General features: G+C 70.0%; 23 protein-coding genes and 1 pseudogene. 7 read left to right on the top strand and 17 right to left on the bottom strand.

All coding sequences use genetic code 11. The features are described from left to right. Window positions 1–27 precede the first annotated feature (27 nt). Both hutH and Q0747_RS03715 read right to left on the bottom strand, forming a co-directional pair. Window positions 28–1,701, bottom strand: coding sequence for a histidine ammonia-lyase (gene hutH / locus Q0747_RS03710; RefSeq protein WP_298251915.1), 1,674 nt, complete (start codon window positions 1,699–1,701; stop codon window positions 28–30). Then, window positions 1,682–2,464 carry an IclR family transcriptional regulator gene (locus Q0747_RS03715; RefSeq protein WP_298251916.1) on the bottom strand — a complete coding sequence of 261 codons (783 nt, stop codon included), beginning with the start codon at window positions 2,462–2,464 and terminating at the stop codon, window positions 1,682–1,684. The genes hutH and Q0747_RS03715 overlap by 20 nt, the downstream gene beginning before the upstream one ends. A 181-nt stretch (window positions 2,465–2,645) precedes the next feature. Between Q0747_RS03715 and Q0747_RS03720 the strand changes: the two genes are divergently transcribed. The 3 genes from Q0747_RS03720 (at window position 2,646) to Q0747_RS03730 (ending at window position 5,740) form a co-directional block, all read left to right on the top strand. Continuing rightward, window positions 2,646–3,842 (top strand): cytochrome P450, encoded by a 1,197-nt coding sequence (locus Q0747_RS03720; RefSeq protein WP_298251917.1) that lies wholly within the window; start codon window positions 2,646–2,648, stop codon window positions 3,840–3,842. 263 nt (window positions 3,843–4,105) lie between these two features. Beyond that, complete coding sequence (locus Q0747_RS03725) at window positions 4,106–4,723, top strand: DUF47 domain-containing protein (protein WP_298251918.1); 618 nt, start codon at window positions 4,106–4,108, stop codon at window positions 4,721–4,723. Next, window positions 4,724–5,740, top strand: a complete 1,017-nt coding sequence (locus Q0747_RS03730) for an inorganic phosphate transporter (protein WP_298251919.1) — start codon at window positions 4,724–4,726, stop codon at window positions 5,738–5,740. Here Q0747_RS03730 and pstB read toward each other — a convergent pair. From pstB to pstS, 4 genes are all read right to left on the bottom strand, one after another. Beyond that, complete coding sequence (gene pstB / locus Q0747_RS03735; RefSeq protein WP_298251920.1) at window positions 5,737–6,516, bottom strand: phosphate ABC transporter ATP-binding protein PstB; 780 nt, start codon at window positions 6,514–6,516, stop codon at window positions 5,737–5,739. The genes Q0747_RS03730 and pstB overlap by 4 nt on opposite strands. A gap of 36 nt (window positions 6,517–6,552) precedes the next feature. Continuing rightward, window positions 6,553–7,656, bottom strand: a complete 1,104-nt coding sequence (gene pstA / locus Q0747_RS03740) for a phosphate ABC transporter permease PstA (RefSeq protein WP_298251921.1) — start codon at window positions 7,654–7,656, stop codon at window positions 6,553–6,555. 1 nt (window position 7,657) lies between these two features. Next, window positions 7,658–8,590, bottom strand: a complete 933-nt coding sequence (pstC, locus tag Q0747_RS03745) for a phosphate ABC transporter permease subunit PstC (protein ID WP_298252270.1) — start codon at window positions 8,588–8,590, stop codon at window positions 7,658–7,660. 127 nt (window positions 8,591–8,717) lie between these two features. Beyond that, window positions 8,718–9,827 (bottom strand): phosphate ABC transporter substrate-binding protein PstS, encoded by a 1,110-nt coding sequence (gene pstS / locus Q0747_RS03750; protein WP_298251922.1) that lies wholly within the window; start codon window positions 9,825–9,827, stop codon window positions 8,718–8,720. Between the two features lie 210 nt (window positions 9,828–10,037). On the opposite strand from pstS, the gene Q0747_RS03755 reads away from it, so the two are divergent. The 4 genes from Q0747_RS03755 (at window position 10,038) to Q0747_RS03770 (ending at window position 14,900) form a co-directional block, all read left to right on the top strand. After that, the gene (locus tag Q0747_RS03755; RefSeq protein WP_298251923.1) at window positions 10,038–11,165 is read left to right on the top strand and encodes an aromatic acid exporter family protein; all 1,128 of its coding nucleotides are present in this window, start codon (window positions 10,038–10,040) and stop codon (window positions 11,163–11,165) included. Window positions 11,166–11,201: 36 nt separating this feature from the next. After that, complete coding sequence (radA, locus tag Q0747_RS03760) at window positions 11,202–12,587, top strand: DNA repair protein RadA (RefSeq protein WP_298251924.1); 1,386 nt, start codon at window positions 11,202–11,204, stop codon at window positions 12,585–12,587. Window positions 12,588–12,784: 197 nt separating this feature from the next. Continuing rightward, a complete protein-coding gene (gene disA, locus Q0747_RS03765; RefSeq protein WP_298251925.1) occupies window positions 12,785–13,861 on the top strand; it encodes a DNA integrity scanning diadenylate cyclase DisA in 1,077 nt (358 codons plus the stop codon). A gap of 28 nt (window positions 13,862–13,889) precedes the next feature. Next, a complete protein-coding gene (locus tag Q0747_RS03770) occupies window positions 13,890–14,900 on the top strand; it encodes an A/G-specific adenine glycosylase (RefSeq protein ID WP_298251926.1) in 1,011 nt (336 codons plus the stop codon). Window positions 14,901–14,964: 64 nt separating this feature from the next. Here Q0747_RS03770 and dhaM read toward each other — a convergent pair whose 3' ends face one another. The 11 genes and pseudogenes from dhaM to panC all read right to left on the bottom strand — a co-directional run bounded on the left by dhaM (window position 14,965) and on the right by panC (window position 26,320). Further along, complete coding sequence (gene dhaM / locus Q0747_RS03775; RefSeq protein WP_298251927.1) at window positions 14,965–15,705, bottom strand: dihydroxyacetone kinase phosphoryl donor subunit DhaM; 741 nt, start codon at window positions 15,703–15,705, stop codon at window positions 14,965–14,967. Then, on the bottom strand, window positions 15,702–16,313 hold the full coding sequence (gene dhaL, locus Q0747_RS03780; RefSeq protein WP_298252271.1) for a dihydroxyacetone kinase subunit DhaL: 612 nt from the start codon (window positions 16,311–16,313) through the stop codon (window positions 15,702–15,704). Before dhaL ends, dhaM begins: the two co-directional genes overlap by 4 nt. A 40-nt stretch (window positions 16,314–16,353) precedes the next feature. Beyond that, on the bottom strand, window positions 16,354–17,355 hold the full coding sequence (dhaK, locus tag Q0747_RS03785) for a dihydroxyacetone kinase subunit DhaK (protein ID WP_298251928.1): 1,002 nt from the start codon (window positions 17,353–17,355) through the stop codon (window positions 16,354–16,356). 221 nt (window positions 17,356–17,576) lie between these two features. Next, window positions 17,577–17,756 carry a CsbD family protein gene (locus Q0747_RS03790; RefSeq protein ID WP_148599946.1) on the bottom strand — a complete coding sequence of 60 codons (180 nt, stop codon included), beginning with the start codon at window positions 17,754–17,756 and terminating at the stop codon, window positions 17,577–17,579. Window positions 17,757–17,888: 132 nt separating this feature from the next. Continuing rightward, window positions 17,889–18,398, bottom strand: coding sequence for an amino-acid N-acetyltransferase (locus Q0747_RS03795; RefSeq protein ID WP_298251929.1), 510 nt, complete (start codon window positions 18,396–18,398; stop codon window positions 17,889–17,891). A gap of 36 nt (window positions 18,399–18,434) precedes the next feature. After that, window positions 18,435–20,456 (bottom strand): annotated as a pseudogene (locus Q0747_RS03800) (prolyl oligopeptidase family serine peptidase). 162 nt (window positions 20,457–20,618) lie between these two features. Further along, complete coding sequence (locus tag Q0747_RS03805) at window positions 20,619–23,126, bottom strand: ATP-dependent Clp protease ATP-binding subunit (protein WP_298251930.1); 2,508 nt, start codon at window positions 23,124–23,126, stop codon at window positions 20,619–20,621. Between the two features lie 115 nt (window positions 23,127–23,241). Next, entirely contained in the window at window positions 23,242–23,571 is a 330-nt protein-coding gene (locus tag Q0747_RS03810; protein WP_298251931.1) for an Lsr2 family protein, read from the bottom strand. Between the two features lie 84 nt (window positions 23,572–23,655). Further along, window positions 23,656–23,850, bottom strand: a complete 195-nt coding sequence (locus Q0747_RS03815) for a hypothetical protein (RefSeq protein ID WP_298251932.1) — start codon at window positions 23,848–23,850, stop codon at window positions 23,656–23,658. Between the two features lie 2 nt (window positions 23,851–23,852). Next, window positions 23,853–25,355, bottom strand: a complete 1,503-nt coding sequence (gene lysS, locus Q0747_RS03820; RefSeq protein ID WP_298251933.1) for a lysine--tRNA ligase — start codon at window positions 25,353–25,355, stop codon at window positions 23,853–23,855. Window positions 25,356–25,405: 50 nt separating this feature from the next. After that, window positions 25,406–26,320, bottom strand: a complete 915-nt coding sequence (gene panC / locus Q0747_RS03825; RefSeq protein ID WP_298251934.1) for a pantoate--beta-alanine ligase — start codon at window positions 26,318–26,320, stop codon at window positions 25,406–25,408. Between the last annotated feature and the right edge of the window lie 29 nt (window positions 26,321–26,349).

The raw sequence follows: 26,349 nt of genomic DNA on the forward strand, positions 1-26,349 counted from the left end.
CCGGGACGAATGCCTGGCGGTCGCCGATCAGTCGACGAGCACCCGGTTCACTTCTTCCACCACTGATCCGGCATGGACGAGGTCACGTGCCCTCCGGACCCGGGGATACAGCACGACGTCGGACGTGATGTGGTCGACCGGGCGACCGTCCTGCGACGTGCTGCTGCGAAGCAGGGCCAGCGCCGACGCCGACGCCCTGCCCATCCGCGCCTCCCCCGTCGACTCCAGACCGGCACGAAGTTCCAGGGCCTGGGCCGCCATGAGCAGTTCGACGCCGACCACGGTCTCGATGTTCTCCACGATCTGGCGTGCATGCCGCCCGGCGTTGTTGGCCATGGACACGTGGTCCTCCTGATTGGCGCACGTGGGGATCGAGTCCACGGAGTCCGGGTGGGCCAGGGTCTTGCAGTCCGAGACCAGGGCAGCGGCCAGATACTGCGGCAGCATGTAGCCGCAGTCCAGGCCGGTCTGCTCCGAATCGATGAGCATGTCCGGGAGCCCGCGGTTCAGCGTGCCGTCGTCCAGGCGGAAGAGGCGGCGTTCCGTGATCGAGCCGATCTCGGTGACCACGATGGAGATGAAATCGGCTGCGAAGGCGACGTACTCGGCATGGAAGTTCCCGCCCGAGACCGCTTTCAGCGACCGCGTGTCGGGCAGCGCGGGCAGGATCAGCGGGTTGTCCGTCGCCGCGTTGATCTCGTTCTCCAGGATCCCCGCGGCGAAGGCAAGGGTGTCCTTGATGGGGCCGAAGACCTGTGGGACACACCGGAGGGAGTAGGCGTCCTGCGGCGGTTGGCGCTTGGGATCGGTGGACGCGTTGCCGTCGATCAGGGTCGAATCGGCGAGGAGTTCACGCATGCGGGCGGCGACCTCGATCTGGCCGCGCTGTCCCCGCGCCCGGTGCAACTCGTCGATGAACGCATCCCCGAAACCCATCACGGCCTCGAGCGTCATCGCCGCGGTGATCTGCGCCGTCTCGAGCAGATTCTGTGCGTCGACGAGGGCCAGCGCGGCCTGGGCGGCCGAGAACGAGGTGCCGTTGAGCAGGGCCAGTCCGTCCTTCGCACCCAGGGGCAGCCGCTCGATGCCGGCCGCCTCCATGGCCGTCATTCCCGAGACGATCGTGCCCGCGAGCATGGCCTCCCCGGAGTCGAGGTTGATGTCCTCACCGGCGTGCGAGCGGGACATGACGATCGCAACGTGTGCCAACGGAATCAGGTCACCGGAGGCGCCGAGTGATCCGTACTCCGGGATGGCGGGGCACACTCCGGCATTGAGCATGTCCGCGAGCGTGCTGATGATCTCCGGGCGAATACCCGAATACCCCTGCGCCAGGGAGACGATCCGGATGAACATGGTCGCGCGAACCACTTCCTCGTCCACGAAGCGTCCCACCCCGGAGGCGTTGGACAGCACCAGGCGGCGGGAGAGTTCCGCGGCGTCCGCCGGTTCGGAGAACGCCCGACGGCCGGCGAGTGAACCGAATCCTGTGTTCACGGAGTAGATCGGTGGTGTCTTCGTGTCCCCGCCCATGGAATCCACGATTCCCTGGAGCCATTCCTGCGACGGACGCATCGACTCGAAGACGGCCTCGTCGATCACCACGCGGCGTCGGTTGCGGGCCACCTCGACCATGTCCTCGAGCGTGGCGCGATGGACGCCGATCGTCACGGGTGTCGTCTCAGGCAGTACTGCAGTCATCAAGGGTCTCCCTGGTGGATTTCGGTGGTGGGCCACTGTTCAGCGCCCCTGAAAGAGTTTCCGCTGCCTCGCGCATGACTGTCAGCGTGGACGCTACCCACGGTTTGGAGCCGCAGCGGGCCTCGGGGCCGGCCACGTTGAGCGAACACGCGAGTTCACCGCGGTGCATGACGGGAACGGCGATCGAGACCGATCCCTCGTCCAACTCGCCCCGGGACACGACCACACCCGAGGCACGCACCATCGGAATACTGGCCAGCAGCTGCTCCCGGGTGAGGGTCTTCTCGGTGAAGCGGGTCATGGGTCCGTCGAGAACCTGGTGGACCACCTCCGGCGGCGCCCATGAGAGCACCATGCGCTGACCGGCCCCCGCATACAGCGGAAGCAACTCGTTGACGGCGAACGTGTACTTCAGCGACTTGCGCGTCTCCTCGCGAAGCAGGCACATGCCCTGGTCGCCGACCCGGACGATCATCACGGCGGTCTCACCCACCTGGTCGACGATCGACCGCAGGACCGCGTTTCCCATGTCGACCAGGACGGACTGGGCTGCCGGCCGACCCGCGACATCGAGGACCCTTCGTCCCACGCGGTACAGGCCCTCGTCCTCCGTCACGAAGCCCTGGTCCCGCAGGACCCTGAAGTACCGGTAGGCGGAGCTGACGGGGATGCGGAGGTCGCGGGCAACCGTCTCGACAGTCGTCTCGCCGTCGGCGAGCACCTCAGCCAGGATTGCCAGCCCCCGCTCGAAGGACGACGACATGGGCACTCCTCTCCCGGCAGTGTGACGCGCCGCACATGAGCGGCTTCCCGTCGATCGTCCACCCCGCGGGCAGGGATGACAATTTCGGTTCCCGCAGGATGAGAACCACATTGTCCAGAAATCCTGTGGATCGCTAGGTTGAAGTCCGCTCCATCCTTCGTCAGACGGGAAGCAGGAACGCATGAGCACCGCCCCCATCCCAGTGATCACCGAGGACCCGTACGCCCCCGGGCACCTCGCGGACCCGTACCCGTTGTTCGAGCAGATGCGCCAGGCAGGGCCCGTGGTCCTGATGAAGGAGCACTCCCTGCACGCCGCGACCCGGTTCGAGGAATGCAGGTCGATCCTCGAGGACCACGACACCTTCATCTCCGGAGCCGGAGCGGGTCCGAAGAACCTGCACTACGAGCCCAGCTGGCGAGCGCAGGGGATCATGGAGTCGGACCCGCCCATCCACACCGAGATGCGCCGGTCACTGGCCGGCGTCATCTCCCCTCGCGGAGTCCGCTCACTGCGTCCCGCATTCGAGGAGTACGCCACCGAGCTGGTCGACGAGCTGCTGGAACGGCGCTCCTTCGACCTGGTCAAGGACATGGCGGAGGTATTCCCGCTGCGCGTCTTCGGCGACGCCGTGGGCATCCCCCGGGAGGGCCGTGCGGAGAACCTGCCTGCGCTCGGAGCAGCGAACTTCTCGACGTTCGGCCCCGATACCGAACTCGCTCGTCAGCACTTCGACGCCGGTGCCGGGAAGAACGACTGGGCCATGGCGAACACGGCCCGGGAGAATCTTTCCCCTGGTTCACTCGGCGCGCAGATCTGGGAGCACGCCGATCGTGGAGAGATCAGCACCGATCAGGCGGCCCTCCTCGTCCGCGCGATGCTCTCCGCCGGACTGGACACCACCATCTTCTCCCTGGGAGCGACCCTCATGTCGCTCGTCGGCAACCCCGGCGAGTACGCGAAGGTCCACGAGAACCAGAAACTGGTCAAGTTCGCCGTCGACGAGGCATTCCGCTTCGAATCGCCCTTCCAGTCGTTCTACCGCACGACCTCGACGGACACCGTCCTCGGCGGAGTCGAACTGCCCGCCGGGACGAAGGTGGCGGTGTTCGTCGGTTCGGCGAATCGCGACCGCGAGCGCTGGGGCCCGGATGCCGACCGGTACGACATCGGCCGTCAAGCCGGAGGGCATCTGGCGTTCGGGATGGGCATCCATCAGTGCGTCGGCCAGCCGCTCTCCCGCCTGGAGATGGACGTGCTCCTCACCGAGTTCGCGCGCCGGGTGAGATCGGTCGAACTCACCTCACCCCCGGAACAGTTCCTGCACACCGCCCTGCGGGGCTGGTCGTCGATCCCCGTGGTGGTGACAGCCGCCTGATCACGAGAACGGGCGCCCCCGGACGGCACTCCGTACGGGAGGTAGCGGCGCGCTCCCGGTGCCGGCGAGCTTCGGCGGTTGACAGTTGTGGCGGGGACGGCAAGACTTAACGCGGCGTCGAGCCGTGGAACCCCCGGGCTTCAACACCCAGCCGCTTCGAGCGGCCTTCCGCCGAGAGGCGCTCCCGGTTCGGCGCCACTATTATGCCCTCCGCATCCCGGTGTGATGGACATCGGCGCGTCCGCACCCTCGAGGAAGACTCCGTGAGACTACGCCTCTTCCCCCAGGAGAACGCCGGACCCGAACTGCTCTCGCGCATGGCCCGGCAGCTGGTGCTCGGCGTGGGGACCATGTCCGCTCTCCTCGGCGCCACCACCGAGGAGTACGACCGCCTCTCCGAGGAACTCCACGAGCACGAGTCCGCCTCGACGGATCTCCACTTCGCGCTCCTGACCTCCATGCGCACCTCGTTCATCAACTCGCTGCCGCGCGAGGACGTCTACTCCCTCTCGCGGCTGCTGAACGAGGCGATCGAGAAGCTCGACGGCGCCGGCGAGCTCATCGCCCTGTACCGGCTGAGCACACTGAGCCAGCGCGCCACCGACCAGCTCGAGGTCATCAACCGGCAGGCGGAACTGACGATGGTGGCCATGCAGCAGCTGAACTCCATGGAGGACCTCGAGGAGTACTGGATCGAGATCCTCCGCCTGGCCAAGCGGGCCGAACGCACGCACCGCAGCTGGTGCGCGGAGCTGCTCCACGACCACAAACCCCTCGTCTACCTCCGACACCGGGATGTGGCCGACCAGCTGGTCGACGTCACTCGGGACATCCGCCGGGTCGCGACCCAGGTGGGCAGCATCCTCGTCAAGGAATCGTAGGTGGAGCCCCTCCTCCTCGGCGCGGTGATCGTCGCCGCAGGCGGTTCCGCCTTCCTGAACGGCTTCCACGACGTCTCCAACTCCGTGGCGGCAGCCGTCCGCACGCGGGCGCTGGCGCCGACCGTCGCCGTCCTGCTCGCAGCTCTGTTCGGCCTCCTGGGCGCCCTGCTGGGCACCTCTCTGGCCCTCTTCTTCATCGGCGCGGCCCGCGGTCTGCCGCCGGGCAGCACGGGTCTGGCGATCCTGCTGACCGCCCTGATCGCCGCGTCCGGCTGGAGCGTCCTCACGTGGTACCGGGGCACGCCGTCGTCGTCCACGCATGCCCTGCTCGGTGGGATCGTCGGCGCGGGCCTCGCCTCCCACCTCACGAGTGGCCCGGTGATGGAGGGCGCTCCGGAAGGATTCCTCCTGAGGCTCGTCCTGCCGCTCCTGCTGGCCCCGGTCGTCGCCTACCTGCTGGCCTACGCCGCGGTGTTCCCGGCCACGTGGCTGCTGCGCCACGGCTCCCCCGCACGGGTCAACCGGGGCAACCGGATGGCGCAGGCCGTCCTGACCGGGGTGTTCGCGCTCGGCCAGGGTCTGCAGGACGGCCAACGGACCACGGCGGTGATCCTCCTGGCGCTCATCGCGACGGGCTCCGCCGACGGGGCGGGCGTCCCGATGTGGATCCAGGTGCTCGCCGCCCTCCTGCTCGCCGCCGGCTCCCTTCTCGGGGGCTGGCGGATCACCCACACCCTCGGGCATCGCCTGGTGCACATCGATCCCATGCGGGGCTCCACCGCGCAGGGCGTGGGCTCGGCGATGCTCCTGGTGAGCGGGATCGTCCTGCACCTGCCCCTGTCCGGTACGCAGATGATGGCCTCGGCAATCGTCGGGGCCGGCGCCAACCAGCCGTTCGCCTCCGTCCGCCGCCCCCGCGTGGTCCGAGTCCTGCTGGTCTGGCTCGGGACGGTCCCCGCGACCGCGCTGCTGGGCGCCGTCCTCTTCCTCGCCCTGAGCCCCCTGCTCCCGTCCTAGCCGAAGCGGCCCGAGACGTAGTCCTCCGTCGACTTCTGGAGCGGCTTGTTGAAGATGGTGGTGGTGTCCGCGTACTCGATCAGCTTCCCGGGCTTGCCGGTTCCGGCGATGTTGAAGAACGCCGTCTTGTCCGACACGCGCGCTGCCTGCTGCATGTTGTGGGTCACGATCACCACCGTGTAGTCCGCCTTGAGCTCGTTGATGAGATCCTCGATGGCGAGCGTGGAGATGGGGTCCAGGGCCGAGCACGGCTCGTCCATGAGGATGACCTGGGGTGACACCGCAATGGCCCGCGCGATGCACAGGCGCTGCTGCTGACCGCCCGACAGCCCCGAGCCCGGGCGCCCCAGCCGGTCCTTGACCTCGTTCCACAGATTCGCGCCGCGCAGGGACTTCTCCACGAGGGCGTCGGCGTCGGACCTGCTGATCCGCTTGTTGTTGAGCTTCACCCCGGCGAGGACGTTGTCCCGGATGGACATGGTGGGGAACGGGTTGGGGCGCTGGAAGACCATGCCGACCTGCCCGCGGACGGTCACGGGGTCGACGGCGGGATCGTAGAGGTCGTCGCCGTCCAGCAGCACCTCACCCTCGACGTGCGCGCCGGGGATGACCTCGTGCATCCGGTTCAGCGTGCGCAGGAAGGTGGACTTGCCGCAGCCCGAGGGGCCGATGAACGCCGTCACCGAGCGGGCCTCGATGGAGATGTTGACGTCCTCCACGGCGAGGAACTTGCTGTAGTAGACGTTGAGGTCCTTGACGTCGATTCGCTTTGACATTGCTTCCTTGTCAGCTCGGGAAAGAGGTGGGGCGGGTCAGCGGCTGGTCCGGGGGGCGAAGATCCTCGCCACCAGGCGTGCCACGACATTGAGCAGCATGACCATGATGATCAGGATCAGCGCCGCCGCCCAGGCGCGCTGCGTACTCGCATCGATGTTGGTCGGGGAGGTCGGGGTGAGGATCTGGTAGTAGATGAACGTCGGGAGCGTGCTCATCCATCCCCCGAACACATTCAGGTTGATCGAGCTCGCGAAGCCGGCGGTGACGAGAATGGGGGCGGTCTCCCCGACCACCCGCGCGATCGCCAGGGTGACGCCCGAGGCGATGCCGGAGATCGCCGTCGGCACCACCACCTTCACGATGGTGCGCCACTTCCTCACACCGAGCGCGTAGGAGGCCTCGCGGAGTTCGTTCGGGACGATCTTGAGCATCTCCTCGGTGGAACGGACCACCACGGGGATCATGAGCACGGACAGGGCGACGGACGCGACGAATCCCGTCCGGGTGCCGGGCCCGAACAGGAGCGCGAACAGCGCGGCCGCGAAGAGGCCGGCCACGATCGACGGGATCCCCGTCATGACGTCCACGAAGAAGGTGATGGCGCGGTCGAGTGCCCCGCCCCTGCCGTACTCCACCAGGTACACGGCGGCCAGCAGGCCGATCGGCACGGAGACGAGCGTGGCCCACAGGGTGATCTGCAGGGTGCCGACGATCGCGTGGTACGCGCCGCCCAGGACCGGCGTCCCGTTCTCGGCGGACGCGTTGTCCGTGGCACCGGTCACCCCGTTCATCGAGGTGAAGAAGAAGTCGTAGGACAGTCCCGGCAGGCCCCGCTCCAGGACCGTCCAGATGACGGAGAGGAGCGGGAGCAGCGCGATCACGAAGGCGCCGTACACCAGGTACGTCATGAGCGAGTCGGCGGCCTTCCGCCGGCCCTCGGCGGCTGCGGTGACCAGTGTGGCGCCGGCGACGAAGAAGACGGCTGCGATGAGGGCCCACACGAGCACGTCGAAACCGATGAGGGCCGAGACGGCGGCGGCGAGCACCACGGCGGTGCCGAGGACCACCCAGATGGCGTAGCCGGGCAGTCTGCCCTTGGTCAGCTGCGAGCGCCGTGTCTTCAGCAGTGCACTGCTCATGTCAGTTCGCTCCCGAGAATTCCCTGTGGCGGCTGATGATCCAGCGCGCGATGATGTTCACGGCCAGCGTGATGACGAAGAGCACCAGGCCCGCCGCGATGAGTTCGCTCAGGCGCAGTCCGTACGCCTCGGGGAAGTTCAGGGCGATCTCCGCGGCGATCGTCTGGTTTCCGGACTGGATCAGGCTCGCCGTGAGGGCGCCGCCGGAGAGCACCAGGGCCACCGCCATGGTCTCGCCCAGGGCCCTGCCGAGTCCGAGCATCGCCGCACTGACGATGCCTGCCCGCGCGAAGGGGAGCACCGCCATCCGGATCATCTCCAGCCGGGTGGCGCCCATGGCGAGGGCAGCTTCCTCGTGCAGTGTGGGGGTCTGCAGGAAGATCTCCCGACTCAGGGAGGTGATGATCGGCAGCACCATGACGGCGAGGACGATCCCCGCGGTGAGGATGGTCTTGCCCGTCTGGCTCGCCGGTCCGGCGAAGAGGGGGATCCAGCCGAGGTTCTCGGCCAGCCACCCGTACACGACGGCCAGTCGCGGCGCCAGGACCGCATAGCCCCATGCGCCGTAGACCACCGACGGGATGGCGGCCAGCAGGTCCACCAGGTAGCCGAAGGTCATGGCCAGGCGCCGGGGGGCGTAGTGGGAGATGAACAGGGCCACACCGATGCCCAGCGGGGTGGCGAGCAGGAGCGCGATGGCTGCGGCGATGACGGTGCCGACGACGATCGGGAAGATGTAGGCCCCGAACCCCTCACCGCCGGTGATGTCCGCCGGATCCGCGCCCAGGACCGGCAGGGCCTGGATGATCAGGAAGACCGCCACGCCGAACAGGACCACGAGGATCAGGATGCCCGCTCCCAGCGCGGCTCCGGAGAAGACCCGGTCTCCGGACTTGCCTGCCGCATCGCGTCTGGTCAGGGTGGTGGTCGCCACGGGGGTGCCCTTCGGGTCGGAGGTCGGGCGCTGCGCGCCCCGGACAGATGTCACGGTACGGGATTCTCCTGCACGGCCCGGAACCGCCGGTGGTCCTTCCCGGTGGCCGCCGGGCCGGTGACGGCGTCTACGACGAACCCACGGTGATCGATCCGATCGCCGTCATGGCGTCTGCCCGGATGTCCTCCGGGAGCGGTGCGCTGCCCGCGGAGGCCGCGGCGGCGTCCTGCCCCTCCGCGCTGACCACATAGGTCTCGAAGGCCCTGACGAGGTCCACGGTCTGCTGGTCCGCGTAGCTGCTGCAGACCACGTGGTAGGAGACGAGGACCACGGGGTAGGCACCGGACGCGGTGGTGTCCCGCTCGAGCTCGAGGGACATGTCGACGTCGGACCGGCCCGCGACCCGCGTCGCCGCCTCGACCGCGCGGCCGGCGGCGTCGGCACCGAGGGGCACGTACTCCTCGCCGACCAGCACGCTGACCCGGCCGAGATCGCCGACGGCGGAGGCATCCGCGTAGGTGATGGCGCCGTCGGTCCCGGTGGTCGTCGAGACGACGCCGTTGGTGCCCTGGGCGTTCTCGGCGACGAGGGCCTCGGGCCAGGCGCCGTCGGCCTCGTCGGTCCAGACCTCCGGTGCGGCGGCCGCCAAATAGTCGGTGAAGTTCTCGGTGGTCCCGGAGTCGTCCGCGCGGTGCACCACGGTGACGGGCGTCGCGGGGAGTTCCACGCCCTCGTTCTGCGCGGCGATCGCCTCGTCGTCCCAGCTCTCCACCTCGCCGCGGAAGACGGAGGCGATGGTCGCGGCGTCCAGTTGCAGGGTGTCGATGCCGGGGAGATTGAAGGCGATCGCGATCGGCGAGACGTAGACCGGGATGTCGATGGCGCCGTCGGGACCGCAGACCTCCTTCGAGGCGGCGTACTCCTCGTCGTCGAGGGCTGCGTCCGATCCCGCGAACTGCACGCCCTCTGCCAGGAACGCGTCGCGGCCGGCCCCCGAGCCGTCGGGCGAGTACTGGACGCCGGCGCCGCTCGATGCGGCGAACCCGGACTGCCATGCGGTCATGGCCGCGTTCTGGGCCGAGGACCCGGCGCCGGTCAGCGTCCCGCTGAGCGTGGAGGACCCGGAGGCTGCATCGGCCGGCGCCCCTCCGGTGACGTCGTCGGAACCGCATGCGGTCAGCGCCAGCGCGGCGAGGGAGATGACGGCCACGGTGCGGCCGCTACGAGAAACCTTCACGGGATACTGCCCCTTCCAGGGAGATGGTCACCGGGCACGCGCGGCACCGGTGGGAACGCGGAGGACGGAGGTACGGGTTCGACGCTAGGCGCAGCAGATGACGGGACTGATCATCGGACCTTAACGGGAGGTGAACATCGCCGGCCGGGCCCGGGCGCCCCTTCCTCTAGACCGGGAGGGGCCCGGGACCCCACCTCATAGACTGGGGCCATGCCGGCACGCCAGGGAGTATCAGCGACGCTCGCCTTCCTGCGCAGGCGCTCGCGCATCGGCCTGAGGCGCAGCTCCGGATCGGTGGTCACCGCACTCCAGATGACCGTCTGCGCGGTGGGGGCCTACGCCTTCGCCGAGGAGGTCCTGGGCCACGAGGGGCCGCTCTTCGCGGCGACCTCGTCCATGATCGCCCTCGGCTTCTCCCGCGATCCACGGCTGCGCCGCGTCCTGGAGGTGGCCCTGGGGTGCACGCTCGGCATCGCGGTGGGCGATGTCCTCCTCACGTTCTTCGGCACCGGCCTCTGGCAGGCGGCCCTCGTCCTGTTCGTATCCATCCTCCTGGCACGCTTCCTGGACAGCGGCACCATCTTCACCACGCAGCTGGGCCTGCAGTCCCTGCTCGTGGTGCTGCTCCCCGCCCCCGACGGCGGTCCGTTCACCCGCAGCCTCGACGCGATCGTGGGGGGCCTCTTCGCCCTCCTGATCACCGTGCTGCTGCCCCGCGACCCCCGCCGCGAACCCAAGACCGACGTCCGCGATCTCCTGGGTGAGCTCTCGGACGTACTCCGGGAGAGCGCCGCGGCCCTGCGCAACAGCGACTCCACCCGCGCCTGGCACGCCCTCGTGAGGGCGCGCGCCTCCCAGTCCCGGCTCGACACCCTGACCACCAGCATGCGCTCGGCCGAGGAGGTGGCGCGGATCTCCCCCGCCTACCGCAGGCACCGCGACGAACTCGGCTCCCTCAGGAGGTCCGTCGGCTTCATCGACCTCGCCATCCGGAACAGCCGCGTGTTCTCCCGGCGGCTGACCTCGGTGATCAATCACGCCGCCATGTCCGACGAGGCGGTCGTGGCCCTCAGTCAGGCGCTGGTCGACGCCGCCGACGGCGTCGACGTCCTCAGCCGCGCCCTGTCCGGTCAGGACTCGACCGAGCGCGGCCTCAATCTCCGCCAGGCACGCATGGAACTCGCCGACGTCGCGATCCAGCTCCATCCCGGGCCGCTGCACATCAAGCACCTCGAGGGCGAGGGCCTCGTGCTGCTCCTGCGCCCCCTCGTGGTGGACCTGCTCGAGGCCACGGGCCTCTCCCACGAGGACGCCGCAGGCTACCTGCCGCGCCTCTGAGCCCGTCCTGTCCGTGGCCGCCGGTAGCCTGAGGCCATGGCCACCAAGACCTCCCCCGCTGCCCGTGCGGGCCGCAGCAACGCCCCGAACTACCGCTGCGCCGAGTGCGGCTGGACCACGGCGAAGTGGGTGGGCCGCTGCGGCGAGTGCCAGGCCTGGGGAACCGTCGAGGAGACCGGCCAGGTGGCGGCCCGCACCACGGCGGCCACGGCGGTCACCACTCCCGCACGGCGGATCGCCGACGTCGATGCCACCCTGTCCGGGTTCCAGCCGACGAGGATCGACGAGCTCGACCGCGTCCTCGGCGGAGGGCTCGTGCCGGGGGCCGTGATCCTCCTCGCGGGGGAGCCCGGCGTGGGGAAGTCCACCCTCCTGCTCGACGTGGCCGCGCGCGTGGCACGGCTGGGCAACGACGTCCTCTACGTCACGGGCGAGGAGTCGGCAGCCCAGGTGAGACTCCGGGCGGACAGGATCGACGCCGTCGCCGACTCCCTGTACCTCAGCGCGGAGACGGACCTGGGCCAGGCCCTCGGCCAGGTCGAGAAGATCGACCCCGCCCTGCTGATCGTCGACTCCGTCCAGACGCTGAGCAGCGCCGCCGTGGACGGCAGTGCCGGCGGTGTCACGCAGGTCCGCGAGGTCGCCGCCTCGCTCATCGGGGCGGCGAAGGCCCGCGGCATGACCACGCTGCTCGTGGGGCACGTCACGAAGGACGGGTCGATCGCCGGACCGAGGCTCCTGGAGCACCTGGTCGACGTCGTCTGCCAGTTCGAGGGCGAACGGCACTCGCGCCTGCGGCTGCTGCGCGCGGTGAAGAACCGCTACGGTCCCACGGACGAGGTGGGCTGTTTCGACCTGACGGACGGCGGGATCGAGGGGCTCGCCGATCCGAGCGGACTGTTCGTCTCGCGGACCAAGGACCCGGTCTCGGGCACCTGCATCACCGTGACGCTGGAGGGCCGGCGCCCGCTGCTCGCGGAGGTCCAGGCACTGCTCGCCGAGTCCTCCACCTCGCAGCCCCGCAGGGCCACGAGCGGGCTGGACAGTTCCCGTGTGGCCATGCTGCTGGCAGTGCTGCAGAGCCGGGCCTCGGTCTCCCTCCACAAGGACGACAGCTACGTGGCCACGGTGGGCGGGGTCAGGCTGACGGAACCGGCCACGGATCTGGCCGTCGCCCTGGCCATCGCCTCCGCCAAGACCGATCACCCGCTCCCGGCCCGGCTCATCGCGTTCGGCGAGGTGGGACTGGCCGGGGAGGTGCGGCCGGTCCCCGGCATCAACCGGCGGATCCTCGAGGCGGAACGGCTCGGCTTCACGCACGCGATCGTCCCCGCCTCGCCCGGGGGCACGGGTCCCGTTCCCGCCGGTTTCTCGGTGCGGGAGGTGTCCACCCTCGCCGAGGCGCTGGCCCTGCTGTTCTAGGGTGCGGCCCGAGGATCTGCCGGGGCACCCCCTGGAACAGCGGGGCCGGCGACGGGCGTCCGCGCCGGTGGGCGCGACGGCGCCAGTAGTATTGATGTCGGCTGCACCACACCCCTCAGCCATCGACCGCCGGACCGTCCCGGCGCCTGCCCGACCGCGCCGGGCTCTCCACCGCGCGGAGGCGAAAGGAAGTGCCCATGGTCCGCAGTCCTGAGGACGCGCTGAAGGCCACCCTCGCCAGAGTAGCCCCCGGAACCCAGTTGCGCGACGGTCTTGAGCGAATCCTGCGGGGACGGACCGGAGCGCTGATCGTGCTCGGATTCGACAGGACCGTGGACTCCATCTCCTCGGGCGGATTCGACATCGGCATCGACTTCTCGCCCACGCGCCTGCGGGAGCTGGCGAAGATGGACGGCGCGATCGTGTGCGACCGCGACGCGAGCCGGATCCTCCGTGCCGGGGTGCAGCTCGTCCCCGACCACACCATCGAGACGCAGGAGTCCGGGACACGGCACCGGACGGCGGAGCGCGTGGCGAAGCAGACCGGCCTGCCCGTGATCAGCGTGAGCCAGTCCATGCAGATCATCGCCCTCTACATCGCCGGGATCCGCTTCGTCCTGGAGGGCTCCGAGCCCGTCCTCGCCCGCGCCAACCAGGCCCTGGCCACGCTGGAGCGGTACCGGGCGCGCCTGGACCAGGTGACCAATTCGCTCTCCGCCCTCGAGATCGAGGCGATGGTCACGGTGCGCGACGTGGCCGCCACACTGCAGCGCCAGGAGATGGTGCGCCGGATCTCGGAGGAGATCTCCCAGTACGTGCTGGAGCTCGGCGTGGACGGCCGCCTGCTGTCGCTCCAGGTGGAGGAGCTGACCACCGGGCTGGGCCCGGGCAGCGAGATGGTGCTGCGCGACTACCTGGAGGTCGGCTCCAGTACCGCCTCGCTCGAGGACCGCGTGAGCACCCTGCAGGGCCTCAGCTCCACCGAACTGATCGATCTCGGGACCATCGCCGGCGTGCTCGGGTTCACCTCCTCCGGCGATTCGCTGGACACCCCGGTCCAGCCGAAGGGCTATCGGCTGCTCTCGGGCATCAAGGCGGTACCCCCGGCCATCGCCAATCGCCTCGTGGACCGCCTGGACGGACTGCAGAATCTCATGGCGGCGAACATCGAGGACCTCATGGCGGTGGACGGCATCGGCGAGCAGCGTGCGAGGACCGTCCGCGAGGGCCTGTCGAGGATCGCCGAGACGAGCCTGCTCGACCGCTTCATGTAGCGGTGCGCCCCGTGACCCAGGAGTACCGATGACCACCGCCTCCGGTGCCCGGAGTCGGGCGCCGCTGTCCGGCCGCCCCGCCCCTCCCACGCTGCTGCACCGTCGCGTGACGGCGTGGTTCTCGGAGGCGGCCCGCGAGCTGCCCTGGCGGGATCCCGCGTGCTCGGCGTGGGGCATCCTGGTCAGCGAGGTGATGCTGCAGCAGACCCCCGTGGTGCGCGTCCTGCCGGTCTGGAACGAGTGGCTGGAGCGCTGGCCCACGCCGGGTGAGCTCGCGGCGGAGCCCGCGGGCGCCGCCGTGCGCCACTGGGGCCGGCTCGGCTATCCGCGCCGGGCGCTGCGCCTGCACGCCGCGGCGAGCACCATCGTGCTGCAGCACGGTGGCGTGGTCCCGTCGACCCGCGAGGAGCTCCTGGCCCTGCCCGGCGTCGGCGCCTACACGGCCGCCGCCGTCGCGGCCTTCGCCCACGGCCGGCGCGAGACGGTGGTGGACACCAATATCAGGCGGGTGCACGCACGCCTGTTCGCGGGCACCGCCCTGCCCGCCCCAGCACTCACTGCGGCGGAGATGAGGCGGGCCGAGGAGCTGCTGCCCGAGGACGACGCACTCTCGGTGCGGTGGAACGCCGCCGTCATGGAGCTCGGGGCGGTGATCTGCACGGCCCGCGTACCCGCCTGTGGGAGCTGTCCGGTCCGGGACGCCTGCGCCTGGGTCGCCGCGGGCCGCCCCGCCCCGGACCACGTGCCGAAGGGACAGGCGTGGGCCGGCACGGACCGGCAGGTGCGCGGGGCGATGGTGGCCGTCCTGCGTGCCACCGAGGATCCCCTCCCGAGGGCCCTGCTGCTCCGGGGCCCGGTGGATCTCGTGCCGGGATATCCGGCGGGCGTCACGTCCGCTGCATCCGGTCAGCTGCACGGCGCGCTCGGCGCGCTGCACGGGCTGCAGGCGCCCGGTGAGCAGCTCGAGCGGGCCCTCGCCGGACTGCTGGCCGACGGCCTGGCCGAGGAGACCGACGGGAGCATCCACCTGCCGTCCTGACCCGGAGGAGGGCGGCTGTCGGGAGCGGCTCAGGGCGGGCTCAAGACGGGCTCAGGACGGGCGCTCAGGTCGGCTCGCCGAACCCCGATTCGACGGACTCCCGGACGAGATCGAGGGCACGCTGCGCATCCGGGCCGCTCGCCTCGACCCTCGCCGTCTCCCCCTGGCCGAGGCCGAGACTCATGAGCATCATCACCGAGGTGGCGTCCACGCCGTTGAGCGTCACCTCCGCGTCGAGTTCCAGCAGGGCGGCGGCGAGCACGGCGGCCGGACGGGCGTGGAGGCCCATCCTGTTCGGGAGCGTGAACGAGCCGCTGACCTGCGGTCCGTCCGGGGCGGGCCCGCCGGACGTGCCGTCCTCCCCGCGGCCCGTGGCCGCTCCGCTGACGAACGGCTGGAGCTCCTCGGGCCGGAGGGACACCACGGCGCTCTCCGCCGCACGGAGGACCTCCTCCAGCGGGGCCCCACCCTGGGCCTGGACGGCAGCGGCGACGGCCCCCTCCACCACGGCCGCCTCGGCGAGGCGCACCGCGGCGCGGACCTCGGGCTCGAGGAACTCGAGCACGCTCTCGGCGGTCATGACGGCGGAACCGAGATCGGTCAGGACCACGACGCCGTCGTCGCCCATGGCCTGCTCGATCCCGGCCTGGACCCGCTCGAAGCTCGTCCCGATCCGGGCGCCGTCGCCGTCGTCCGTCCCGCCTGCCGCGACGATCACCACGTCGGGCGCCATCTGGGCCGCCAGGTCGACCACGCCGACGGCGATCTTCTCGCTGTGCGAGACGATCACGAGGCCCACGGTCATGGGGTGCCGTCTCCTGCGGCGTCGGCCGCGGCCTGCAGGATCAGGGCGCTCGAGACCGCACCGGGGTCCCGGTGCCCGATGCTGCGCTCCCCCAGGTAACTTGCCCTGCCCTTGCGGGCGAGCAGCGGCTCGGTGGCCTCCGCTCCCGACCGGGCTGCGTCCGCCGCCGCTGCCAGCACCGCGGCGGCGGCGGATCCCTCCCGGGCCGCGGTCGTGGCGGCGTCGGCGGCCGGGGTCCACGCGTCCACCATGGTCTTGTCGCCCGGTTCGGCCTTGCCCCGTGCCACGATCCCGTCCCGGGCGGCGGCGATCATGGTCGCCACCTGTGCCGCGTCGATCTCCCCCGCATCCCCGAGGGAGGTCGCGGCGCGCAGGAAGGCGGTTCCGTAGAGGGGCCCGGCCGCACCGCCCACGGTGGACATCAGGGTCATGGCGACCAGTTTCAGGACCGTGGCCGGCGTGGCGGGTGCGTCCGCCGCGTCGAGCTTGCCGAGCACCGCCGTGAAGCCGCGATCCAGGTTCTCGCCGTGGTCGGCGTCGCCGATGGCGCGGTCCAGGTCGATGAGTGCTGCGCGCTCGACGGCGATCACGCGGGCCGTCTCCCGCATCCAGCGCAGGGCCCAGGCGGTGTCGAGCGTGCCGGCCACGTCACACCCCCCAGCGGAGGGCCGCGGTGTGCACGGGGCTGTCCCACAGCTCGAGCATCTCGTCGTCCGCACGCAGCACGGTCACGGACGCGCCCTGCATCTCGAGGGCCGTGATGTAGTTGCCCACGAGTGAGCGCTCGATGGTGACGCCGAGGCCCTCGAGCAGCTGCGCCACCCTGCGGAACACGATGTACAGCTCGCTCGCCGGGGTACCTCCCATCCCGTTGACCATCACGATGGTGCGGTCCCCGGAGGTCAGCTGCAGATCGGCCGTGATGGGGTCGAGGAGGCGCTGCGTGATGCTGTCCGCGTCCTCCATGGCGATGCGGTGCCGGCCGGGTTCCCCGTGGATGCCGATGCCGATCTCGATCTCGTCGTCCGCGAGCTCGAAGCTGGGAACTCCCGCGTGCGGGACGGTGCAGGCGGCCAGGGCCACGCCCATCGACCGGACGCCGTCGACCACGCGCTGCGCCACGGCGGCGACGCCGTCCAGGTCGTCGCCCCGCTCGGCGGCCGCGCCGGCGATGCGCTCCACCAGGACGGTGCCCCCGACGCCGCGGCGCCCCGCGGTGTACAGCGAGTCCTCGACGGCGACGTCGTCGTTCACGAGCACCGAGCGCACGCGCACGCCGTCGGCCTCCGCCATCTCGGCCGCGGTCTCGAAGTTCAGGACGTCCCCGGTGTAGTTCTTGACGATGTGCAGCACGCCCGCCCCGCCGTCCACGGCCGTGGTGGCCGGGATGATCGCGTCGGGGGTGGGCGAGGTGAAGACCGGACCGGGGACGGCGGCATCGAGCATGCCGCGCCCCACGTACCCGGCGTGCAGCGGTTCGTGCCCGCTGCCGCCTCCGGAGACCAGGCCCACCTTGCCCTGCACGGGCGCGTCCCGGCGGACGACGAAGAGCGGATCTGCGTGGACGGTCACGAGATCCGCGTGCGCGACCCCGAATCCTTCGACCGACTCGTCGACCACTGCTCGGGGATCGTTGATGAGCTTCTTCATGGCGGCTGCTCCTTGCTGCGGACGGACAGAGACCTCGCGGCCCGCCCCCGTGGACCGTACGGGCCACTGGCCACGTTACCGGCCCCCGCCGTCCGGGCCTAGGGTCCGAGCCGGGGCTGTCCGGGGTACCCGGACCGGGGACGCCGGAGGGAGGGCCCCCGCGACGGGAACCCTCCCTCCGGTCCTGCCGGGCTGCCCTGGAAGGGGCGGCCCGATCCGGGTCAGTCGCCCTGCTTGAACGCGTCCTTCACGTTCTCGCCGGCATCCTTGACGCTGGAGCTCGCCTGGTCCTTGTGGCCCTCGGCCTCCATGCTCTCGTTCCCGGTCGCCTTGCCGAAGCCTTCCTTCGCCTTGCCGGCCAGGTCCTCGCCCTTGTTCCCGATCTTGTCTCCCAGTCCCATGATGCGGACCTCCTTCGGTTCGGTGTACACCCACCGGATCCGGTGCGCGCCGGCACTCCCGCGGGAGATGCTCAGTGGTCCGACCTTATCCCCGGGTCCGGACGGAGCGCCAGCCTCCCGGGGACGGTGCGGTCACAGCCGGCGGATCATCCTGGTGTTGCCGAGCGTGTTCGGTTTGACCCGCGCGAGATCCAGGAACTCCGCCACCCCTTCGTCGTGGGAGCGCAGCAGCTCGGAGTAGATCTCCGGGTCGACCACGGACTGGTCCTCCATGACCGCGAACCCGTGGCGGCGGAAGAAGTCCACCTCGAACGTCAGGCAGAACACGCGGCTGACCCCGAAGTCGCGGGCCCCGGCCAGGAGCTCCTCCACCAGCGCGTGCCCCACGCCCAGCCCGCGCGCGTCCGAGGCCGTCGCCAGGGTGCGCACCTCGGCCAGATCCTCCCACATGATGTGCAGCGCCCCGCAGCCGAGCATCACGCCGTCCGGACTCTCGGCGATCCGGAACTCGGGCAGCGCCTCGTAGTAGGCCACCGTCTCCTTGGCGATCAGGATGCGCTCCTGCGCGAGCGGGGCGATGATCGACCTGATCGCGGGGACGTCCGCGGTACGCGCGGTGCGGATGGTGAAGGGCGGGCTCATCGGACCACTCTACAAATCATCCCCGTCCCCGGAGCACTACAGGCCGAGCTCCGGCGGCAGCTCACGCTCCTCCCCGAGGAGGTGCGTGGCGAGGAAGGCCTCGATGACCGATTACCAGATCCTCGCGTGCTGGGGTTTGAGGATCCAGTGGTTCTCGTCGGGGAAGTACAGGAAGCGATGCGGCGTGACGCCGTCGTCGTCCGCGGGGAGCTGCGAGGCGGAGAGCAGTTCGTACCACAGGCGCAGTCCCTCGCCGATCGGCACCCTGTAGTCCTTGTCGCCGTGGATGACCAGCATCGGGGTGCTGATCTCTCCCACGTGCGTGTGCGGGGAGTTCTCCAGCATCGCCTCGGGGGTCATCTCGCGTTTCCAGTAGTAGGCCGCATCGGTCGTCGGGCCGAACTGGTCGAGGGCCCACAGGCTCGCGTGGGTGACGATCGCGGCGAATCTGTCGGTGTGGCCGGCGATCCAGTTGGCCATGTAACCGCCGAAGCTCCCTCCGAGCGCCGCGACGCGCGTGGCGTCGATGTCCGCGCGCGCCACGAGGTCGTCTGTCGCCCTCATGAGATCGGTGTACGGCGCCCTGCCCCACTGGCCCCAGCCCCGATCCACCATGTGCTGGCCGTACCCCGTGGACAGGGCCGGGTCGGGCAGCAGCACGGCGTAGCCCCGGGCCGCCATGATCCAGGGGCACCAGCGCCAGCTCCAGGCGTTCCATGAGCCGATCGGACCGCCGTGGACCCACAGCAGGGCCGGTGCCGGCGATTCCGCGGAGGCGCCGTCCGGCAGCACCAGCCAGGACGCCACCCGCTGACCGTCCTCCCCGCTCGACTCCATCCGCTCGAGCGTGCCGGGGAGCTCGGGGCGCTCCGCGGGGTTGCGGAGGCGTTCGGTGGCGCCGGAGGCGACATCGACGCGGACCACCTCGGGCGGGAAGAGATAGGAACTGCGCAGCGCGTAGATCGTGAGGCCGTCCGGGGCCAACCGGACGTCGGAGTAGGCCGCGGCGTCCTGCGTGACCCGGCGCACCGAACCCGTGGCGGTGCCGATCAGGAACACCGGTGCGGAGCCGTCGTCGTCGGCCGTGACCACGAGGGCCGAGCCGTCCGGCAGCCATGCCTGGGGTTCGGGCCAGCGGTCCCAGTCGGCCGCCAGCGGGACCGGCTCGCCGCCGTCGAGGGGCAGCAGCAGCAGGCTGCTGCGGGGTGCGAGCTCGGCCGTGGTCCGCCGTTCCCGCACCACCACCAGGTACCGGCCGTCCGGGCTCACAGGCCCGGGAGAGTAGTCGTGGCCGCGGTCGTCGAGCAGCACGTCCAGCGCGCCGGTGGCCAGCTCGACCCGCGCCATGACGGTGCGCCGGGAACCGCGCTCCTCCGGGAGCGTGAGGGAGGTGAAGAGTGCGGAGCCGTCCGGTGTGAGGACCGGGTGGGCGTTCCGGAGCCCGTCCCGGACGGAGGGGACGAGGTCCTCGAGTGCATCGTCCCCGCCCCGGCCGCCCTGGACGGCGAAGTACCGGGGTTCCTCGGGGCCGAGATCGGCATCCCAGTACCGTACGGGGTAGCCGCTGTGGAGGATGGCCGCGACCCCGCCGTCCTTGCGTGCCGTGCGGCGCTCGGCGTCGTCCTGCTCGGTCGTGGCCCCGGAGAGCACGCTCCCGGTCACGACGGCTATCTCGGCGTCGTCCGCCGTGGCGACACCGGAGACCCCGCCCTCGCGGGTCAGGAACAGCGAGGCCTCGCCGCCCGCGGCGGGGAGGCGCCAGAGTGCCGGCCGCTTCTCGGCGTCGGCGTCGTCGGGGTCGGGCCGGGCGGAGGTGAACAGGAGATCTCCGCCGGGGAGGAACGCCGCGCCCGACTCGCCGGCCGCGCTGCGCGTGAGCCGCCGTGCGGGCTGCTTGCCCTCCGGGTCGATCTCCCACAGTGCGCTCTGGTACGCGGTCTTCTTCTGGTCGAGGGTGGCCACGGTCGTCACGAGGCGCGTGCCCTGCCGGTCGAGGGCGAGTCCGCTCAGGCGCGGCAGGGCGACGGCGTCGTCGAGGTTCGAGAAGGGGGTGCTCATGGATCATCTCTACCACCGGATATGGGCGGGATCACAGGAGTTCACTTTGGGAGGAATCCGGTTGCCGCGGGCACCGATCCATCGGCCGCACTCCCCTCCCCCACAGACGACGGAACCCGCCCTGGTGGCCAGGGCGGGTTCCGTGGTGCGCAGGGGATGGTCCTACTCGGGGACCGTTGCCTCCAGCGCAGCAGGGGCGTCCTCGATCTCCTTCGGCGCCCCGACGCCGACGAAGGTGAACTTCGCGTCCACACCCTCGCCCTCGACGTCGATGTGGATGCGCTCGCCCGAGGTGATCTCCCCGAAGAGGATCTTCTCCGAGAGCTGGTCCTCGATCTCGCGCTGGATGGTGCGGCGCAGCGGCCGCGCACCCATCGCCGGATCGTAGCCCCGCGTGGCCAGCAGCACCTTCGCGGCCGGCGTGAGCTCCATGGTCATGCCCTGGTCGCCCATGCGCTTGCCGAGCCGCTCGAGGAACAGGTCCACGATCTCGATGATCTCGTCCTGCGTGAGCTGCGGGAACACCACGGTGTCGTCCACCCGGTTCAGGAACTCGGGGCGGAAGTGCTGCTTCAGCTCCTCCTGGACCTTGGCCTTCATCCGGTTGTAGCTCGTGGTGGTGTCGGTGCCGGACTGGAAGCCCGTCATGACACCCTTCGAGATGTCCCGCGTGCCGAGGTTCGTGGTCATGATGATCACGGTGTTCTTGAAGTCCACCATGCGCCCCTGGCTGTCGGTCAGGCGACCGTCCTCCAGGATCTGCAGGAGCGAGTTGAACAGGTCCGAGTGGGCCTTCTCCACCTCGTCGAACAGGACCACCGAGAACGGCTTGCGGCGGACCTTCTCGGTCAGCTGGCCGCCCTCCTCGTAACCGACGTAGCCCGGAGGGGCACCGAAGAGCCGCGAGACGGTGTGCTTCTCGGAGTACTCGGACATGTCGAGGGTGATCAGCGCGTCCTCGTCCCCGAACAGGAACTCCGCGAGGGCCTTGGCGAGCTCGGTCTTGCCCACGCCGGTGGGGCCGGCGAAGATGAACGAGCCGCCCGGACGCTTGGGATCCTTCAGGCCGGCCCGCGTGCGCCGGATGGCCTGCGAGATCGACTTGATGGCCTCGTTCTGGCCCACCACGCGCTTGTGGAGCTCGGCTTCCATGTTGAGCAGTCGCGAGGACTCGGCCTCGGTCAGCTTGAACACGGGGATGCCGGTCGAGTTGGCCAGCACCTCGGCGATGAGCTCCTCGTCCACCTCGGCGATGTCGTCGAGTCCACCGGACTTCCAGCGGCGCTCCTTGTCGCTGCGCTCGTCGTGGAGCTTCTGCTCCTTGTCGCGCAGCGAGGCGGCACCCTCGAAGTCCTGGGAGTCGATGGCCGACTCCTTCTCGCGCCGCACCTCGGCGATGCGCTCGTCCATCTCCTTGAGCTCCGGCGGTGCCGTCATGCGGCGGATGCGCAGGCGTGCTCCGGCCTCGTCGATCAGGTCGATCGCCTTGTCCGGGAGGAACCGGTCCGAGATGTAGCGCTCGGCCAGCGTCGCGGCACTGCTCAGCGCACCGTCCGTGATGGACACGCGGTGGTGGGCCTCGTAGCGGTCGCGCAGGCCCTTGAGGATCTCGACGGCGTGGGCCACGGACGGCTCGGCCACCTGGATCGGCTGGAACCGGCGCTCGAGTGCTGCGTCCTTCTCGATGTGCTTGCGGTACTCGTCGAGCGTGGTGGCGCCGATCGTCTGGAGCTCACCACGGGCCAGCATGGGCTTGAGGATCGATGCGGCGTCGATGGCGCCCTCGGCCGCTCCGGCTCCCACGAGGGTGTGGATCTCGTCGATGAACAGGATGATGTCGCCGCGGGTGCGGATCTCCTTGAGCACCTTCTTCAGGCGCTCCTCGAAGTCTCCGCGGTAGCGCGAGCCCGCCACGAGGGAACCGAGGTCCAGCGTGTAGAGCTGCTTGTCCTTGATGGTCTCCGGGACGTCGCCGCGGATGATCGCCTGGGCGAGGCCCTCGACGACGGCGGTCTTGCCGACGCCCGGCTCACCGATGAGGACGGGGTTGTTCTTGGTGCGGCGCGAGAGGACCTGCATGACGCGTTCCATCTCCTGCTCGCGCCCGATCACCGGGTCGAGCTTGGACTCGCGTGCAGCCTGCGTGAGGTTCCGGCCGAACTGGTCCAGGACCACGGATCCAGCGGGAGTACCCTCCTGCGCCGGGCCGCCGGCTGCTGCCGGCTCCTTGCCCTGGTAGCCCGACAGGAGCTGGATGACCTGCTGGCGGACGCGGTTCAGGTCGGCTCCGAGCTTCACCAGGACCTGTGCGGCGACACCCTCACCCTCGCGGATGAGCCCGAGCAGGATGTGCTCGGTACCGATGTAGTTGTGGCCGAGCTGGAGGGCCTCCCGCAGGGACAGTTCCAGTACCTTCTTGGCCCGGGGGGTGAAGGGGATGTGACCGGAGGGGGCCTGCTGGCCCTGCCCGATGATCTCCTGGACCTGTTCCCTGACGGCACCCAGCGAGATGCTCAGTGACTCCAGCGCCTTGGCGGCAACGCCCTCACCCTCGTGGATCAGGCCAAGCAGAATGTGCTCGGTGCCGATGTAATTGTGGTTGAGCATGCGGGCCTCTTCCTGGGCCAGCACAACAACTCGACGGGCACGATCCGTAAATCTTTCGAACATCAGACACACTCCTAGCTAACGTGTAATTCGATGCTACGGGCACGGAGTGCGCTGTGGGGACGTGTTCGCCACAGGCGAGAAAACGCCGGAGCCTCCGAGGCCCCGGCGCCGGGTGTCAGCGCTGCGCCGCGCGGTACGCCTCGACGATCTCGCTGTTGACGCGGCCGCGGGAGGAGACGGTGTAGCCGTTGTCCTTGGCCCATTCCCGGATCTGCGCCGCTTCCTGGTTGCGCGAGGGGGAGGACGTGCCGGACCGCTGCTGCTTGCCCTGGCTGCTGCGACGGGCGGCGCCGACGTAATCCGAGAGTGCATTCCTCAGTTCGGAGGCATGCTTCTCCGAGAGATCTATCTCGTACTGCACGCCGTCGAGACCGAACCGCACGGTTTCGTCGGCATCCCCCTGGTCGAGGTCATCGATGAGAATGATCTTCGTCTTCTGCGCCATTGTGCTCTCCTATTGATTCCCGAATAACAGTACCCCCGTAAAAGAGTATGAAGTACTTATTCATCCAGGTCAAAGACGGGCATTCTAATGCGGGTAAATTTCGTCATCGTTATTGTCCCGTCCTGCAGCACGGTCCCGGGCGTCCTGTTCGTCCTGCAGCCTCTCGGCCTGCGCCATGGCCTCCCGTTCGGAACGATCCACATTGAAGATCGCCTTGATGACGAAGTAGAAGATCACGCCCAGGACGAGCGACGGGAGGAGGACGGCGAGATATTCCACGTCTACTGACCCGTCTCCGGCCGGAGAATGGGGAAGAGAATCGATTCCCGAATTCCGACGTCCGTGAAAAGCATCACCAGGCGGTCTATCCCGAGGCCGATTCCGCCCATGGGGGGTGCACCGTATTCGAGCGCGCGGAGGAAATCCTCGTCGAGTTGCATTGCCTCGTCGTCGCCCGCCGCGGACCGGCGGGACTGCAGTGTGAGCCGCTCCCGCTGGATCACGGGGTCGATGAGTTCGGAGAACGCCGTACCGCGCTCCATACCCCCGATGACGAGGTCCCAGGCCTCGATGAGCCGCGGGTCGTCTCGGTGCGGCCGGGCGAGCGGCTGCGCCGACGGCGGGTAGTCGTACACGAAGGTGGGCTGGATGAGGGTGGGCTCGACGAGCTCCGAGAACAGTTCGAGCACGATCTTCTCGGCGTCCCAGGACGGGTCGAGCGCGACACCGTGGCGTTCGGCGATCGGGCGCAGCTCCGCCGCACCCGTCTCCGGGGTGACCCGGTGGTCCACCACCGCCGAGAGGCCGGGGTAGACGCCGAGCCAGGCCCACTCGCCGTCGAGCTCGATGGTGCCCTGCGCGGTCTCGAGGGTGCGCGAGCCCAGCATGTCGGCGCACGCGAGGATCATCTCCTGCATCCGCTCCGCCATGACGAACTGGTCCGCGTACGCCTCGTAGCTCTCGAGCATGGTGAACTCCGGGCTGTGCGTGGAATCGACACCCTCGTTGCGGAAGATCCGGCCGATCTCGTAGACGCGGTCCACCCCGCCCACGACCGCGCGTTTGAGGTACAGCTCGAGGGCGATGCGCAGTGTCATCTTCTGGTCGAACGCATTGAGGTGCGTCTCGAAGGGCCGGGCGGTCGCGCCGCCGTGGACGAGCTGGAGCACCGGGGTCTCCACCTCGATGTAGTCGCGCCGGTGGAGCGTCTCGCGCAGTGTCCGCGTGATCGCCGCACGCGTGCGCACCATCTGCCGGGCCTCCTCGCGCACCATGAGGTCCACGTAGCGCTGGCGCACGCGGGTCTCCTCGTTGACGCCGGCGTGGAGGGTGGGCAGGGGGCGCAGGGCCTTCGACGCCATGGCCCAGGTGTGGGCCATGACGGAGAGCTCGCCTCGCCGGGAGCTGATCACCTCGCCGTGGACCGAGACGTGGTCCCCGAGATCGACGAGGGACTTCCAGTCCGCGAGGCTGTCGCCGCCCACCTCGGCGAGGCTGAGCATCACCTGCAGCCTCGTGCCGTCCCCCTCCTGGAGCGTCGCGAAACACAGCTTGCCCGAATTGCGGATGAAGACCACCCGCCCGACGACGGCCGCCTGCTGCCCGCTCGATTCCCCCGGCTCCAGGGGGGCGAACTGCTCGCGCACCTCGGCGAGGGAGTGCGTCCGGGCCGGCTTCACCGGGTAGGGCTCCGTCCCGGAGTGGAGCAGGGCCTCGCGCTTCTGCCGCCGGAAGCGCATCTGTTCGTTGAGGTCGTCCACGGGCAGGGTCTCGTCACTGGTCACGGAAGACAAGTTTACGACCCCGTCCGGGCCCGCCGCCCCGTGCGGGGTCGTCATGCCGGTCCGGACAGCGCGATGTTGTCGATGAGCCGGACCGCGCCCACCCGTGCCGCGACGACGGCGAGCGCCGGCGCGGTGCCACCGGCTCCGTGCCCGACGGCGTCGAAGGAGAGCGGATCGACGACGTCGAGGTAGTCCAGCTCCACGCCGTCCACGGCGTCGATGCGGCTCCGCCCGGCCGCGAGGTCTAGCGGGAGCCCGTCCAGGCTCCGCTCGCGCAGCTCGTGCAGCACCCGGGGCAGCACGAGGGCGGCCGTGCGGTCGGCCGCGGAGAGGAACCGGTTGCGGCTGGACAGGGCCAGGCCATCGGTGTCACGCACGATCGGGACACCCTCGATGTCCGCGGGGATGTTCAGGTCGAGCACCATGCGCCGGATCAGGGCCAGCTGCTGGGCGTCCTTCTGCCCGAAGTAGGCCCGGTAGTCCGCGGTGGCGGGCCGCGCGAGATTGAGGAGCTTGGCCACCACGGTGAGCATGCCGTCGAAATGGCCCGGCCGGGCAGCCCCCTCGAGCACCTCCCCCATCGCCCCGGCATTCACGCGGACCAGGGGTTCACCTCCGGGATACATCTCCTCCAGGGCCGGGGCGAAGACCACGTCCACCCCGCTCTCCCCGAGCAGGCGCAGATCGGCGTCGAGCGTGCGGGGGTAGCGCTCCAGGTCCGCGCGGTCGCCGAACTGCAGCGGGTTCACGAAGATCGAGGCGACCACGACGTCGTCGGCCCGGCGGGCCGTGTCGGCCAGGGCCGCGTGGCCGGCGTGCAGGCCGCCCATCGTGGGGACCAGGCCGAGGGAGGCCCTCCTGCCCCGCCCTCCCACGTCCTCCAGGAGGGCGGAGGTGGCCTCGCGGAGCTCGCCGGCGGTGGAGGCGAGGAGCGGGGTGGACTGGGTGGTGCCGGTCTCGGTCACGGGAGGGTCCTTCGGAGCATTCGACGGGC

Source organism: uncultured Arthrobacter sp. (genome assembly GCF_947493765.1).
Classification (GTDB): domain Bacteria; phylum Actinomycetota; class Actinomycetes; order Actinomycetales; family Micrococcaceae; genus Arthrobacter_D.